This window comes from Clostridium sp., from assembly GCF_036660475.1.
Lineage (GTDB): Bacteria > Bacillota > Clostridia > Clostridiales > Clostridiaceae > Clostridium_J.
In genome coordinates this window covers 18675-34977 of sequence record NZ_JAVXAO010000010.1, presented here as the reverse complement: position 1 = coordinate 34977, position 16303 = coordinate 18675, and the positions used below count along the sequence as shown (strand labels likewise).

General features: G+C 31.7%; 14 protein-coding genes. All 14 read left to right on the top strand.

Annotated features, from left to right (window positions below; translation table 11 throughout):
* Nucleotides 1-320: 320 nt before the first annotated feature.
* The 14 genes from RSA29_RS13545 (at nt 321) to RSA29_RS13480 (ending at nt 16273) form a co-directional block, all read left to right on the top strand.
* Nucleotides 321-1715, top strand: a complete 1395-nt coding sequence (locus RSA29_RS13545) for an MATE family efflux transporter (protein ID WP_346943299.1) — start codon at nt 321-323, stop codon at nt 1713-1715.
* A gap of 142 nt (nt 1716-1857) precedes the next feature.
* A complete protein-coding gene (locus tag RSA29_RS13540; protein WP_346943298.1) occupies nt 1858-2865 on the top strand; it encodes an asparaginase in 1008 nt (335 codons plus the stop codon).
* A gap of 203 nt (nt 2866-3068) precedes the next feature.
* On the top strand, nt 3069-3845 hold the full coding sequence (locus RSA29_RS13535) for a copper homeostasis protein CutC (protein WP_346943297.1): 777 nt from the start codon (nt 3069-3071) through the stop codon (nt 3843-3845).
* A 142-nt stretch (nt 3846-3987) separates the two neighbouring features.
* Nucleotides 3988-4767: a polysaccharide deacetylase family protein gene (locus tag RSA29_RS13530; RefSeq protein WP_346943296.1), complete on the top strand. Its 780-nt coding sequence runs from the start codon at nt 3988-3990 to the stop codon at nt 4765-4767.
* A 380-nt stretch (nt 4768-5147) separates the two neighbouring features.
* Nucleotides 5148-5828 carry a GntR family transcriptional regulator gene (locus RSA29_RS13525; RefSeq protein WP_346943295.1) on the top strand — a complete coding sequence of 227 codons (681 nt, stop codon included), beginning with the start codon at nt 5148-5150 and terminating at the stop codon, nt 5826-5828.
* 259 nt (nt 5829-6087) lie between these two features.
* Nucleotides 6088-6372, top strand: a complete 285-nt coding sequence (citD, locus tag RSA29_RS13520; RefSeq protein ID WP_346943294.1) for a citrate lyase acyl carrier protein — start codon at nt 6088-6090, stop codon at nt 6370-6372.
* Between the two features lie 12 nt (nt 6373-6384).
* A complete protein-coding gene (locus RSA29_RS13515) occupies nt 6385-7293 on the top strand; it encodes an aldolase/citrate lyase family protein (protein WP_346943293.1) in 909 nt (302 codons plus the stop codon).
* The gene (gene citF / locus RSA29_RS13510; protein WP_346943292.1) at nt 7286-8842 is read left to right on the top strand and encodes a citrate lyase subunit alpha; all 1557 of its coding nucleotides are present in this window, start codon (nt 7286-7288) and stop codon (nt 8840-8842) included. The genes RSA29_RS13515 and citF overlap by 8 nt, the downstream gene beginning before the upstream one ends.
* Nucleotides 8843-9076: 234 nt before the next feature.
* Complete coding sequence (gene citC, locus RSA29_RS13505) at nt 9077-10114, top strand: [citrate (pro-3S)-lyase] ligase (RefSeq protein WP_346943291.1); 1038 nt, start codon at nt 9077-9079, stop codon at nt 10112-10114.
* A gap of 107 nt (nt 10115-10221) precedes the next feature.
* Nucleotides 10222-11607, top strand: coding sequence for a triphosphoribosyl-dephospho-CoA synthase CitG (gene citG / locus RSA29_RS13500; RefSeq protein ID WP_346943290.1), 1386 nt, complete (start codon nt 10222-10224; stop codon nt 11605-11607).
* A gap of 366 nt (nt 11608-11973) precedes the next feature.
* A complete protein-coding gene (locus RSA29_RS13495; protein WP_346931559.1) occupies nt 11974-12450 on the top strand; it encodes an NAD(P)H-dependent oxidoreductase subunit E in 477 nt (158 codons plus the stop codon).
* 1 nt (nt 12451) lies between these two features.
* Nucleotides 12452-14326 carry an NADH-quinone oxidoreductase subunit NuoF gene (nuoF, locus tag RSA29_RS13490; protein WP_346943289.1) on the top strand — a complete coding sequence of 625 codons (1875 nt, stop codon included), beginning with the start codon at nt 12452-12454 and terminating at the stop codon, nt 14324-14326.
* Nucleotides 14327-14330: 4 nt separating this feature from the next.
* Nucleotides 14331-16019 carry a [FeFe] hydrogenase, group A gene (locus RSA29_RS13485; RefSeq protein ID WP_346943288.1) on the top strand — a complete coding sequence of 563 codons (1689 nt, stop codon included), beginning with the start codon at nt 14331-14333 and terminating at the stop codon, nt 16017-16019.
* Nucleotides 16020-16024: 5 nt separating this feature from the next.
* Nucleotides 16025-16273, top strand: coding sequence for a (2Fe-2S) ferredoxin domain-containing protein (locus tag RSA29_RS13480; RefSeq protein ID WP_346931556.1), 249 nt, complete (start codon nt 16025-16027; stop codon nt 16271-16273).
* Nucleotides 16274-16303 lie beyond the last annotated feature (30 nt).

Genomic DNA, 16303 nt, shown 5'->3' with positions numbered 1-16303 from the left:
TATATATTTGCTTATATTAGCCCCATTGTTATTAGTGACAATGGGGCTAATTTTTGACTGTTGGTAAAAGAAACTTAAAATCTGATTGAAGTGAGTTAGAGTGGGTTTAAAATTGGTTTGAAGTGATTATTATAAAGTAATCTTTGAAAGTTAAATTATGAATATTTTCATAAAGAATTTATAGGCCTTAATTATATAATATTTCGGAAAAAATATATTTCGATATCCTAAATTGTTATAGAAATTTATATGTTAAATGGTATATAATATATATTGTTATAAGATTTTACAAAGGGTTTATGAGATTGGGGGATATGGATATGATGAAAGATAAAAGATGCTTCATTTTAGAAGGAAATTTGTACAAGGTTATTGGGGTGTTAGCACTGCCTATAATGATTAATAATTTAATTCAGACCTTATATAATCTAGTTGATGGATTATGGGTAAGTAAGATTGGATCTGTTGAATTTGCGGCAACAGCATTTGTATGGCCGGTGAATTTTCTGTTCATATCCATTGGAATAGGACTTTCTATTGCAGGAACATCAATTATATCCCAATTTATTGGGGCTAATAGATATGATGAGGCTAAAAAGTATGCCAGTCAGTTAATTGTAATATCTTTTTTAACTTCACTAGTATTTATGGTAGTAGGTTATTTTTTAACTCCATTTATTGTGAGGGTTATGGGTGGTACAGGAGACTTAGCAAAATTTAGCACCATATATTTAAGAATTAACTTTTTAGATCTGCCATTTATGTTTTTGTTTTTTAATTTTAACTCTATAATGAATGCTCAAGGAAATACGGTGCTGCCAACAGCTCTTAGTGGAATAAGCGCCATAATAAATATAGTTTTAGATCCTATATTTATTTTCACCTTTAATATGGGAATTGCAGGGGCAGCTATCGCAACATTATTAGCTAAGGCTATTCTTGCAATGGCGGGATTATATATTTTAATGAAAAAGTCTTCAAAAATAAGACCTGCCTTTAGGAATTTTAAGTTTAACAAGGTTGTAATAAAAAGGATTCTAAGCATTGCAATACCATCATCTATAGGTCAATCAGGGGCAGCTTTAGGATTTATGGTTTTAAATGGGTTTATAGTTTCTTATGGGACAGCAACTTTGGCAGCTTTTGCAATGGTTAATAGAATTACAGCCCTTATAATGCAGCCAGCAATGGGGGTCGGTTCTGCCCTTACATCAATTGTAGGTCAAAATTTAGGTTGCAATAAACTTGCTAGGGCAAAGGATGCATTTATAGCATCTATGAAACTTACAATAGGGTTTTCAGCAGTGGGCGTTTTCATATTATTAGCTTTTGATAATCAGATTATAAACTTTTTTATGCAATCAAAGGATGATATGGGAGTTATTTCACAGGCACTTACATTCCTTCAATATATATCTTGGTCTATGCCACTTATGGGTATATTCAGTGTGTTACAAGGTGTATTTCAAGGATCAGGACATACTAGATATTCTATGGAGATGGAGATTGGAAGACTATGGTTTGTTAGACTTCCTATGATATTAATATTTAAAAACTTTACTCAAATTGGTGAGGTTGGAATATGGTTTTCTATGAGTTTTAGTAATTTAATAATTTGTATCTTCGGATATATGTTATATAGAAAAGGTGCATGGGAAAAAAGTCTTATCCATAATGAATGTTGTACGGAAGTAGAAGGGGATTCAGTGAATTAACACAAAATTGTGTTATATTACAAAATGTAGTGGTAAAATATACACATAGGATAGATTAATATTTATCTTATGTGTATTTTTGTTACAGGGTAATATCAAATAATAAATGAGATATAAGATTAGATAATAGGAGGGTGTTAGTATGGAGGAGATTTTAGTTGAAGAATATAGAGGGGATTTAGTAGAGTGTGTACATAGAGGGTATATCTGTTGCGTTGGAGATGATGGACAGGTTATCTACTCAGTTGGGAATCCAGACTTTGTAACTTATATGAGGTCATCGGCAAAACCAATACAAGCTATCCCATTAATAAAAAGAGGTCTTGAAAAGAAATATGGATTTAAAGATAAGGAAATAACTGTTCTTACAGGTTCACATAGAGCTGAAAAGTTTCATGTTAATGCTATAGAATCTTTATTGGAGAAAGTTCATATTGATGAAGATGAGCTAATTTGCCTTCCAACATATCCATTGTCGGTTAATGAGAAGGAAGAAATTTTAAGAAATGGTGGAGAAAAAAGACGTGTTTATCATAATTGTTCTGGTAAGCATGTTGGGATTTTAACATTATGTACAGCTATGGGATGTGATAGGAAGGAATATTGGGATATAAATAGTCCAGCCCAGCAGGAAATTCTTTCTCATATATCAATGATATCAGGTTATCCAAGAGAAGATATTCACATTGGAACTGATGGATGTGGCGTTCCTGTATTTGGTATGCCAATGAAGTATCTTGCAAGGAGTTATATGACAATGGCGTGTCCTGATACTATAGCTGATGAAGCTACTAGAGATGCGGTCATAAAGATAACAGGTCTAATGAATGAAAATTATGAAATGGTTTCAGGTACAAATCTAATTTGCTCACTACTACTTATGGATAAGAACATAGTAGCTAAAGGTGGGGCTAAAGGTGTGTATTGTTTTGGACTTAAGGAAGAAAGATTAGGATTTTCAATTAAAATAATTGATGGTTCAGAGGAAGAGTGGCCAATAATCATTGCATCTATTTTAGAGCAAATTAACTATAAAAATAAGGATACTATTGAGAGATTAAGAAAAGTCTTTCCAAGTATTATTGTTAATGATAATAATAAAGTAATTGGCGAGAGTATAGTTAAATTTAAATTTAGGGATGAGTTATAGTTTAACGATGAAAATAGAATGAAGTTAAATTTAAGATATATTCTAATTCATTAGTGAAAATAGAGTAGATTTAAGGATAAGTTCTAATTCATTGGTGAGAGTAGAGTATATTTAGGGATAAGATTTAATTAATTGATAAGAGTAGAGTGAAATTAATATTTAAAAATAGTAAATAATGCTTAGATATATAAAGGAGATTAGTTATGACGAAGAAGGTATTAGTTGAGATATGTTGTGGTTCATTAGAGGATGTAATAATTGCAAAAAGCGCGGGAGCTCATAGGGTTGAATTAAATTCTAATATGTTTTTAGGTGGAATCACACCTTCTATTGGAACAATTATAGAGGCAAAAAAAGCTGTCGATATACCTATTATGGTAATGATTAGACCTAGAGGTAGCGGATTTTGTTATTTAGATTATGAAATTAAAACTATGGAAACTGATATGAAGGCGGCTATTAATGCAGGTGCAGATGGTATTGTATTTGGAGTACTGCATGAAGATGGCACTATAGATGTGGAGCGTTGCAAAAAGTTTATGGAGATTATTGGTGATAAAGAGGCTGTATTCCATCGTGCTTTTGATGTGGTTAAGGATCCCTTTGAGGCTATAGATATCTTAGTAGATTTAGGGGTTAAACGAATTTTAACAAAAGGACAAAAAAACACTATTGAAGATGGTGCAGACCTTTTAAGTGAACTTGTTAAATATGCAAATGGAAGAATAGAAATACTTCCGGGAGGGGTACGACCTCATAATGTAAAGTGGATGATTGAAGACCTTAAATTTAATCAATTACATGTAGCATCATTTACAAAAAGAAATGATTATTCTACGTCAGCACATCCAGAAGTATATTTTGGAAGTCCTCTGAATCCTAAAGAAATTAACTATGATATTGCAAATTATGAATATTTGCGAGAAATGTGCGATAACATTAAAATTATAACAAAAGCTAACTGTATCAAAAGTATATAGAGAGATTAAAAAACTACTTGTATTTTATTCATTAAAATACAAGTAGTTTTTGTTAATTTATCCTTTTAAATTATAGTATAGGTTCATTATTAACAAGGAAACCTATTATTAAAGGAATGATTTCTTTATAGGAGGGTTAAAGGTGAAAAAGTTAAAAAGCATTACAATAATTGTGATTATAATAATGATTTCAACATACACATTAGTTTTTGCGGATGATAACAGTGATAAATTGAGTGTAGAGAATAAGGAGAAGGTAGTATATTTAACTTTCGATGATGGTCCAACAAAAAATACCTTAGAAATACTAAAAGTTTTAGAAGCGGAAGGTATTAAGGCTACGTTCTTTGTTATAGGGGAGCTTGCAGAGCAAAACCCTAACATTCTCAAAGCAGTTCAAGATAAAGGACATGAAGTGTGCGTGCATACTTATAATCATAAGAAGAGTAATTATGCTAGTAAAAGTGAATACCTAGAGGATTATAATAAAGCATTTAAAGCAATTACGAATGTTCTTGGACATGAACCTTCTAAGTTTATGAGAATGCCTGGTGGTTCTAGTACAACGGTGGGAGATAAAACCACATTAAGAGAAATAAGAAATGAATTATGTGAGGAAGGTTTATATTATGTGGATTGGAACATTTCAATAGAAGATGCATCAACCACAAAGGTTCCAGTTGAAAAGCTTCTTGCAACTTTTAGAAGAGAGCTTAAGAAAACATATATAGATCCTAATACAGCTATAGTTTTAATGCATGATGGAGGGTCTAATACAACTACACCTAAAGCATTGCCAATCATAATCAAATATTTTAAGGATAATAATTATGAGTTTAAAAACTTTGGAGATATTTCTGAAAATGAACTTAATAAATTATTAAACCAAAGACAAGTAAATAAGTATAATAAGTCAAAGTGATTTTATAATAAAATTGAGTTTAGAGGATAATATATTTATGAGAATAGCGTAAAAAATACGATTATTCTCATAAATTCCATGTGGACAAACTATCATTTTAATCATTATTGATGACTCATTGGAGTCTCACAGTTTTGGTGAAAAAAATTAATGCTAAACATTTCATATAAAAATAAAACATTTATTATTAGAATAATAGTTTGACAAATTCAAAGAAGTATGTAATTATTTATAATAAATGCAATGGTGAGTTTGAAACTATTAAAGAATTTTAATAGTTTGTAGATATATAATATTATGGTTTGATATGTGGTAATTTGTGAAGTGAAGAATTTATGCCGAAGATAAAATGATTAATTGTGTTAAGGATGTTGGTAATTATGAATAGTATTTTTAAAAAAATGGATGAAATGGATGAATGTGAAGGAATATCTATCAGAGAAATAATTCTTAGACAACTAAGAAATGCCATATTTTCAAATCTGATAAAGCCCGGAGAAAGATTAATTGAGAATAGTATAGCACAGGCAATGGGAGTCAGTAGAACTCCAGTTAGAGAAGCTTTACGTCAGCTTGAAAGTGAGGGACTAGCTACTAATATCCCTAGAAAAGGTGCAGTTGTTAAGGGGATATGTTGTGAAGATGCTATGGATATTTACGATATTAGGGAAGTGCTAGAGGGGTTAGCAGCAAGAGGAGCTTGTCTGCATATTTCGAGAATTGAGATAAGGGAACTAAGAGAAATCATTGCTATGATGGAGATTTGTATAAAGAATAATGAAGAAGAAGAATATGTGAAATGCCATGATAGATTTAATAAGATAATATTAAACTCATGTAAAAATAAGAGATTGGTAGTAGACATGGAATATATATACGAGTACTTGAAAAGTCTTAGAAAAGTAAGTTTGTTAACATCTGAGAGACGGATAAGTGCATTGAAGGAACATACTGAAATTGTTGATGCTATCGAAGTTGGAGATGACAAATTGGCAGAAACAATAACTCGTGAGCATATTAGAAATGCAAAAATATCATTTGAAAAGGCTATGAAGATTTAGTTGTAAATTATGTTATAAAACCAATGAAAAAAATATTTGTACTATAAAAACTGATGCGGGTAGTAGCATCAGTTTTTTATTTGCCTATTATTAAGTAAAATTTCAAGAAAATTATAAATATGCTTGATTTTTAATAAATAATTGTATACAATAAAAACAACTTGTATACAATATAAAAAAACTGCATACAATTTTGATGATTTATATGCAAACGGATACAGGTTATAATAAACTAAATTTTATATCAGGAGGCGTGGATATGGAACTTAAAGTAGTAGCTAGTGCTGGTACATTAGAATCAAGTGATATTCAGATTATAATTGAACCATCAACAGCTGGAATTGAAATTACTCTAGAAAGTACAGTTATGGCACAGTTTGGAGAGGAAATTGAGTTAGTAATCAAAGAAACTCTTAATTCCTTAGGCGTACTGAATGGAAAAGTATTTGCAAATGACAAAGGTGCAATAAATCCAGTAATAAAAAGCAGAGTTCAAACGGCAGTATACAGATCAGCCCAAAATAACGATTATAAATGGATGTAAGGGGAGAGTAAAATGAAACTTAGACGTTCTATGTTATTTGTTCCAGGGAATAACCCAGGAATTATAAGAGATGTACACATATACAAACCTGATTCAGTAATGTTTGATTTAGAAGATGCGATAGCAATGACAGAAAAAGATTCTGCTAGATTCTTAGTACATAACATGCTACAGAATCTTGGAGATTACTATAAAGAGTTAGAAATTGAAACAGTAGTTCGTATTAATGGACTAGCTACAGAATTTTGGAAGAGTGACCTTGAAGCTGTAGTAACTGGTGGGGTAGAGGTTATTAGAATACCTATGACTGAAACAGCAGAAGATGTTATGATAGTTGATGCTGAAATAGAGAGAATAGAAAAAGCATGTGGAAGAGAAGTTGGTTCTACTAAAATAATGGTAGCTATAGAAACTGCTTTAGGAGTTATGAATTCATTCTCTATAGCAAAAGCACCTAGCAAGAGATTGATAGGTATGGCTATAAGTGGAGAGGATTTTGTAACAAGCATGAAGACTACAAGAACTCCAGAAGGGGACGAGCTTTATGTAGCTAGAGGAATGGTAGCTATGGCTGGTAGAGCTTGTGGACTTGAAGTTTTAGATACAGTTTATGCTGATGTAAATAATGATGAAGGATTCTTAAATGAAGCAAACTTAATTAAGAGAATGGGCTTTGGTGGTAAGTCGCTAATTCACCCAAGACAAGTTGAGTTAGTGCATGACGTATTTACACCAACAGAAAATGAAATAGCGAAAGCTAAGAAAATTGTAGATGCTACAGCAGAAGCTTTACGTGAGAATAGAGGAGTATTTACAGTGGATGGGAAAATGGTTGATAAGCCAATTATAGAAAGAGCTCAAAGAGTTCTAGAACTTGCAAAAGCTGCAGGGGTTTTAGTTGGAGGTGAATGTAATGAGTAATACAAATAGAATAGATAAGAATTTATTAAATAGTATTAAAGGTTATGAAAATAGAAGTTCATATGTTTCACCATTTGCTAATCAATGTGCAGATAGAATGGTTGAAAGTGATAGTGAAAATTTAAAGGAGCAAATTAAAAGAGATAAAATAGTTGGTTCTTTAAAGGAAGCTATTGAAAAATGTGAAATCAAAGATGGAATGACAATATCTTTCCACCATCACTTTAGAGCAGGTGATAAGCTTGTAATGATGGTTGTTGATATGTTAGCTGAAATGGGAATTAAAAACTTAAGGGTTGCAGCAAGTTCTCTTGCTGGAGTTCATAGTGGACTTGTAGCACATATTAAAAATGGTGTGGTAGATAGAATAGAGACTAGTGGACTTAGAGGAAAATTAGCAGTGGCTATTTCAGAAGGTGTTTTAGGAGAAAATCCAGCAGTTGTACGTTCTCATGGTGGAAGAGCTAGAGCTATAACATCTGGTGATCTTAAGATAGATGTAGCTTTCTTAGCAGCATCATCTGCAGACTGCATGGGTAATGCTAATGGAGTGGTAGGAAAGTCAATATGCGGTTCATTAGGATACGCAATGGTTGATGCTCAATATGCTAATAAGGTAGTAGTTGTAACAGATACTATAGTTCCTTACCCTAACTTCCCACAGAGCATACCTCAAACTCAAGTTGATTATGTAGCTGTAGTAGAGGAGATTGGGGATTCATCTGGAATCATGTCAGGTGCTACTAGATTTACATCAAACCCTAAAGAATTATTAATGGCTAAGAGAGTTTTAAATGTAATGACAGCTTCAGGATTATTTGTAGATGGATTCTCTATGCAAACAGGTAGTGGTGGAGCATCACTAGCAGTTACAAGATTTGTAAAAGAAGAAATCAAGAAAAGAGATATAAAATTAAGCTATGCATTAGGTGGAATTACAGCACCAATGGTAGACTTATTAGAAGAAGGACTTGTAGATACACTATTTGATGTTCAATGTTTTGATTTATCTGCAGCAGAATCAATTGGTAGAAATGAGAAGCATGTTGAAGTAAGTTCAGATTTCTATGCAAGCATAGGAAACAAATCATCAGCAGTTAATAAATTAGATTTTGTTATATTAAGTGCTCTTGAGATAGATACAGATTTTAATGTTAATGTTATATCTGGTTCTGATGGGGTTATAAGAGCTGCATCAGGTGGTCATAGTGATACAGCAGCTATGGCGAAAATATCAATATTAGTTGCGCCGCTTACTCGTGGAAGAATAGCAACGATAATAGATAAAGTAACTACAATAGTTACTCCAGGAAGCACTGTAGATGTAGTTGTTACAGATTATGGTGTAACTGTAAATCCAAGACGTCAAGATTTAATTGAGAAATTCAAGAAAGCAGGTCTTCCACTTATAACTATGGAAGAATTAAGAAGAATTGCTGTTAGACTTATTGGTGTTCCAAAAGAATTAGAGTTTACAGATGAAGTTATAGCCGCTATTGAATACAGAGACGGAAGCATCATAGATGTAGTTAAAAAACTAAAGAAGTAGATTTGAATTTTTAGTTCATTTGAAAAAAATATACATAAAAAGAGTGTTGATGCCAACACTCTTTTTATATTATGATATAATTTGAGTGAAAACATCTACGGTAATAGCAATTATAATGGAGTGCAGGATATAGAGCGAGAATAGAAAAAAACTGAATAGACCTTCATTATAATATAATTGTAGTAAGGGGTTAAATTTAAGATATAGAAATTTAAATTAATATGAGGTGAAAATATGTATTATAACACTCAAAGAATAAATCTTAAATCAAAGAGAGAAGTAAGTAGAGTTGAAGAGTTTTTAAAGGGATTTGAGCTAAAATATGAGGATGTAGATTATACTTTAATAATAGAAGATTCTGGAGATATAATTGCTACATGTTCTAAAAAAAATAATATAGTTAAGTGTTTTGCTATAAATGAGAACTATCAAGGGCAAGGAATTTCTAATACCCTTATAACAGATATTACAAACAAACTATTTGAAGAAGGGATATACCATAACTTTATCTTTACAAAACCAACTAATAATTTTCTTTTTGAAGGTCTTGGATATAAAGTAATAGTTGATACAGATAAAGTTAGCCTACTAGAAACAGGTAATAAAAATATAAATAGTGTTTTAAGAAAAATGAAGAATGATTTTAATATTAAAGACGATGAAAAGTATTCAGTTATAATTATGAATTGTAATCCTTTTACACTTGGACATAAATATATTGTAGAGAAAGCTGCAAAAAATAGTGAAAATGTAATTATCTTTGTAGTGGAAGAAGATAAATCGTCTTTCCCTTTTAAGACAAGATTTGAACTAATAAAAGAAGGCGTAAAAGAACTAGAAAATGTAAAAGTGATTCCAGGGGGTAATTATATAATATCTTCAGCGACTTTCCCGAATTATTTTTTGAGGAAAGATGATGATATTTTAAAAGAATACACAAAAATTGATGGAAATGTATTTGGAAAGTATTTTTGTAGCGCTCTAAATATTGTAAGACGTTATGTAGGAAGTGAACCTTATTGTAAAGTTACAAATACTTATAATGAGACGCTAAAAGAAGTTTTACCTAAGTATGGGGTTGAGGTAAAGGTAATTGAACGATGTGAATTTATGGATGAAGCTATAAGTGCATCTAGAGTGAGAGAATTGCTTAAAGAGGGGAATATTGAAGCAATAAGGAAATTAGTTCCTGACACCACCTTTGAATTTTTAAATAGTGAAAAAGGAAGAGAAATAATAACAAAGTTGAAGGGTACAAATTTACCGCATTAATTATAAATTTAAAGTTTGAAATTAACTACCCTTAATCCTGAGTTTTGAATTTAAAGCAAGTGAGGTGACTGGTAATTTGAAATAAATTTCATAATTACTAAATTAGTATGAATATAAGTGAAATAGATGAATTCTTAGATCATAGAGAAAAACGTGTTATTCACCAAGAACGGTTACTAAAAAATAGCAATGGAAACACACTTGCTACAGTACGTGTAAACTATCCAGGCCTTGAGAAATCAAATTTTATTACAGATAATATTGTAAGGGTAATATATAATGATATATTATCATTTCAAGAAAAAAATATTATCTATAAAGAAATATACAAAAATAAAGAGGGATTAATTGGACATTTTATATTTAGGACAGACTATATTACAATAAAAAAGTTTTTGGTATATGTAGAAGAAAATCATCCCCTTGGAAGATGTGTAGATTTAGATGTGTATTATATAGATAAGAATCAAGAGGATAAAAATAATAATATAGTAGGAAGTTCTAGAAGTGAATTGGGATTAAGTCAACGAAGATGTTTTTTATGCCATGAAGATGCTAGGGTATGTTCTAGAGCTGTAACCCATAGTATTGATGAAATAAAAAAGTACTTTAACGATAAATATGAAGAGTATTTACTGTATATTAAAAATAGAGAACTCATTAGCTATAATATATCCCAAATTGCATTGGAAAGTATTATTTCAGAGGTATCTACTATGCCATCCTTTGGGTTGGTATCTCCAAGTACAATGGGATCTCATAAGGATATGGACTATTATACATTTATTAAAAGCAGTTTTGCAATAATACCATATATTAAAGATATGGTTAGTGTTGGATATTGCTATGAGACACCGAAAAATATCTTTAAGGCTATAAGAACTATAGGAATTCAATGTGAAAATAGGATGTTTGAAGCTACAGATGGAGTTAATACTCATAAGGGAATGATATTTTTAATTGGGGTAATATCTGCGGCTGTAGGGAAAGCAATCTATGAAAAAACACAATTTCAAGAAATTAAAGATATAATTAAAAATATGTGCGAGGATATTTTAGAGGATTTTAAAGATGTATATAAAAAAGAAAACTTAACCCACGGAGAAAAGTTATATTTAAAACATAATTTTACTGGAATTCGAGGTGAGGTAAAAGGTGGACTTGAAAAGATATTTAATGATATTTTACCTGAATATATGAAATCAGAACTTAAAGGGAATAACCTATATGCAAATACATTATTAAACTTAATGAGACAGATAGAAGATAGTACTATCGTATATAGGCATAACATAGATAAGCTTCATGAAGTTCAACAGGAATCTCAACGAATATTAGATTTGGGAGGGTTCAGTAGTGTAGAAGGAAGTAGAGCTGCTATGGAATTTGAAACTCAGTGTATTAAGGATAATATTAGTCCAGGAGGCTCAGCAGATTTATTGGCAGCTATAATATTTCTAGATGGGGTAAGTAGTTTTTTTGACAAAGTTTAGAATAAATTACAAAATATTATGAAAGAATATAAGTAACATCATAGAATAAGTGAAGAAATTAATTAAATAGTTAATATAAAAACAAATAAAGAAAGTAAATTAAGTATAAATAAGAAATAAGTTAAAAAATAATAATCATGATAAAGTGGATATTTTATCATGATTTTAACTATTTTAAGACATATATATCATAATATATGGACTATATAAATGCATAAGAAAGTATCTAAAACTGTATTAGTGACGCAAATTAGATTATTCTGAAAATTAAATGGAATAATTCATATTTTATGTTGAATTACTTAATTATATAGTATAAAATATTATCATGATAATAAATTAACAAATATTTCAAGGGGGAAAATCATGGACACACAATTTGACTACAGTAAATTAGATTATATTTTGCAAAATCATGAATATAAGGCTAGCAATATTATTGCTATATTGCAAGATACACAGGATGAATATAGATATTTGCCTGAAAACATTTTTTCTTACTTCTCACAAAAATTAGGGGTTAGCGAAGCTAAAATCTATAGTGTAGCTACATTCTATGAAAATTTTTCTTTAGAACCAAAGGGAAAATACATAATAAAGATATGCGATGGAACTGCATGCCATGTTAGAAAATCAATTCCTATTCTTGATAAGTTAAGAAAAGAATTAGGACTTTCAGAGGAAAAAGTTACTAGTGATGACTTGAACTTTACGGTGGAAACGGTTTCATGTCTTGGAGCATGCGGATTAGCACCAGCTATAACAGTAAATGAAAAAGTATATGGTGCTATGACTCCAGAGAAGGCTTTGGAACTTTTAAATACACTTAGGGAGGAAAAATAGAATGCTTCTTAATAGAAAAGATTTAATAGATATAAGAGCGGATTATAAGAATAGCTTAGATAATCAAAAGATAAAGATTCTTGTATGTTCAGGTACCGGCTGTATTGCAGGTGGAGCATTAGATATTTATGATAAGTTTACAAAGATTATGGGACAAAGTAATATAAATTGCGAAGTAAGGCTTGAGAAGGAACCTCATGATGAATCTGTTGGAATTAAAAAAAGTGGGTGCCATGGATTTTGTGAAATGGGTCCTCTTGTAAGGATAGAGCCTTGGGGATACTTATATATAAAAGTAAAGGCTGAGGATTGTGAGGAAATTATTGAAAAAACTATACTTAATGGGCAGTGTGTAGAAAGACTTGCATATACTAAAAATGGGGAAGTATATAAATCACAAGAAGAAATACCTTTTTACAAAAAACAGACAAGGCTTGCATTAGAGCACTGTGGACATATTGATTCTACTTCAATTGAGGAATATTTTGCTACTGGTGGATATTCAGCATTGGAAAAGGTATTATTTGATATGAATGCAGATGATGTTATTAGAGAGGTTGAAGAATCTAACTTAAGAGGCCGTGGTGGCGGTGGATTTCCAACAGGTAGAAAATGGGGTCAAGTAAAGCGTCAATCAGCTACTGAAAAATATATTGTGTGTAATGGCGACGAAGGTGATCCAGGTGCATTTATGGATAGAAGTATAATGGAGGGCGATCCTCATAGAGTAATTGAAGGTATGATGATTGCAGCAGCAGTTTGTGGGGCCGAAGAAGGTTATATTTATGTGCGTGCAGAATATCCACTTGCAGTAAGTAGACTAAAAAATGCCATCGAAGAAGCGAGAAAATACGGAATATTAGGGAAAAATATTTTAGGTACTGGCTTTAATATGGATATGAAAATAAATAGAGGAGCTGGAGCCTTTGTATGTGGAGAGGGTAGTGCACTTACAGCTTCTATTGAAGGAAAAAGAGGTATGCCAAGGGTTAAGCCTCCAAGAACTGTAGAGCAAGGACTTTTTGGGAAACCAACAGTATTAAACAATGTTGAAACCTTTGCGAATGTTCCGATAGTTATTTCTAAAGGGGCACAGTGGTATAAATCTATAGGTCCTGAAAAAAGTCCAGGAACAAAGGCTTTTGCATTAACAGGGAATATTGAAAACACAGGTCTTATTGAGGTTCCAATGGGAACTACATTAAGAGAAATAATTTTCGAGATAGGTGGAGGTATAAGAGACGGTGCAGACTTTAAGGCTGTACAAATTGGAGGTCCATCTGGAGGGTGTCTTACAAAAGAACATTTAGATTTACCATTAGACTTTGATTCACTGAAGAAAGCAGGAGCAATGATTGGATCAGGTGGTCTTGTTGTTATGGATGATAATACATGTATGGTAGAGGTAGCTAGATTCTTTATGAACTTTACTCAAAATGAATCTTGTGGAAAATGTATTCCTTGTCGTGAGGGTACTAAGAGAATGCTTGAAATTCTTGAAAGAATTGTTTCAGGACAAGGCGTAATGGAAGATTTAGATTTGTTATTAGATCTTGCTGATACTATATCTTCAACGGCACTTTGTGGACTAGGAAAGACTGCTGCATTCCCAGTAGTTAGTACTATAAGTAATTTCCGCGAAGAATATGAGGCTCATATAGTTGACAAAAAATGCCCGACTAAAACTTGTCAAAAATTAAAAACAATATTTATTGAAGAGGATCTTTGTAAAGGTTGCTCTAAGTGTTCAAGAATTTGTCCAGTTGGAGCAATTTCAGGTAAAGTAAAAGAGCCATTTACAATTGACCAAAATAAATGTATTAAATGTAGTGCTTGTATTGAAAGTTGTGCATTTAAAGCGATAAAGGAGGATTAATATAATGAATGAACAGTTTATGATTATAGATAATATCCCTGTAGAAATTAATGGGGAAAAAAATATTCTCGAATTAATTAGAAAAGCTGGAATTGATTTGCCTACCTTTTGCTATTATTCGGAGCTTTCAGTATATGGTGCATGCCGTATGTGTATGTTTGAAAATAAGTGGGGTGGAATCGAAGCAGCATGTTCAACTCCACCCAAAGCAGGTATGGAGATATATACGAACACTGTAAGACTTAGAAAATATAGAAAAAATATTCTAGAGTTATTGCTAGCAAATCACTGTAGGGATTGTACAACTTGCGAAAAAAATACTCACTGCAAACTTCAAGAGTTAGCACAACGATTTGGAATTAAAGAAATTAGATTCGAAAATACGGCTAAAGAAAATGAAATAGATAATTCATCATTATCTATAGTAAGAGATAATAGCAAATGCATTTTATGTGGTGATTGCGTAAGAATGTGTGATGAAGTTCAAAATGTAGGGGCAATTGACTTTATTAAAAGAGGATCTAAAATGAGTGTTGGTACCGTATTTGATAAACCTATATCAGAATCAAATTGTGTAGGTTGTGGACAATGTGCTGCGGTATGTCCTACAGGTGCTATAGTAGTTAAAAATGACACTGCTAATCTATGGAAAGATCTTAGTGATAAGGACACAAAAGTAGTAGTTCAAATTGCCCCAGCTGTAAGAGTGGGAATAAGTGAAGAATTAGGTCAAAAAGATGGAGAAAATGTAATGGGGAAACTAGTAAGTGCCCTTAGAAGAATGGGATTTGATGAAGTTTTCGATACATCTACGGGAGCGGATCTTACAGTTTTAGAGGAAACTAATGAATTCATTTCAAGACTTGAAGAGGGTGAGAAGCTTCCGCTATTCACATCTTGTTGTCCAGCGTGGGTTAGCTATGCAGAAAAAAATTATCCAGAGTTAATGAATAATGTATCTAGTTGCAAATCACCTATGCAAATGTTTGCTTCAGTGCTTAAAGAACATTATAGTCATTCAAATAAGAGAATTGTCAATGTAGCAATTATGCCATGTACAGCAAAGAAATTTGAAGCTAAAAGAGATGAATTTAAAACAGATGGTGTTAATGATGTAGACTATGTTATAACAACACAAGAAGTTATTAAAATGATAAAAGAATCTGGCATTATATTCTCTCAAATTGAACCAGAAGCTGTGGATATGCCATTTGGGGCTAGTAGTGGTGCAGGAGTTATATTTGGTGTAACTGGTGGAGTTACTGAAGCTGTTATTCGTAGAGTTTTAGATGATAAATCAATTACAACTTTGCGTACAATTGCATTTAACGGAGTAAGAGGAATGGATGGCATTAAAGAAACATCTATTGATGTTGATGGAAAAGAAATTAAGATTGCTATAGTAAGTGGTCTTAAAAATGCAGATGATCTAATACAGCGGATTAAATCAGGAGAGTCACATTATGATTTCATTGAGGTAATGGCATGTCCAGGAGGATGTGTAGGTGGTGCAGGACAACCATTTGCAATGGAAGAAGGAAAACAAAAACGTGGTGAAGGATTATATACAGTGGATAAGATGAGTAGCTTGAAACGTTCAGAAGAAAATCCAGTAATGGTTTCATTGTACTCAGGACTACTTAAAGGGAAAGTTCATAAGTTGTTACATGTAAATTATAAGAAAAAGGAGTAACGAATATGGTAAATTTGAGTGTTTGTATAGGTAGTGCATGTCATGTTAAAGGTTCTTACAATGTTATAAATTCCTTTCAACAAAGTATTGAGGAATATAATCTTTTTGATAAAGTGGAAATCAAGGCAGTATTTTGTTTAGGTCATTGCTGTGATGCCGTATCTGTAAAAATTGATGATGGAGAAATATTTAGTGTTTCAGGATTAACGGCTAAAAGTTTCTTTAAAAATGAAGTTTTACCGAGAGTGAGCTAATAAATTTTATTTAAGTAAAAGCTTCTGTTT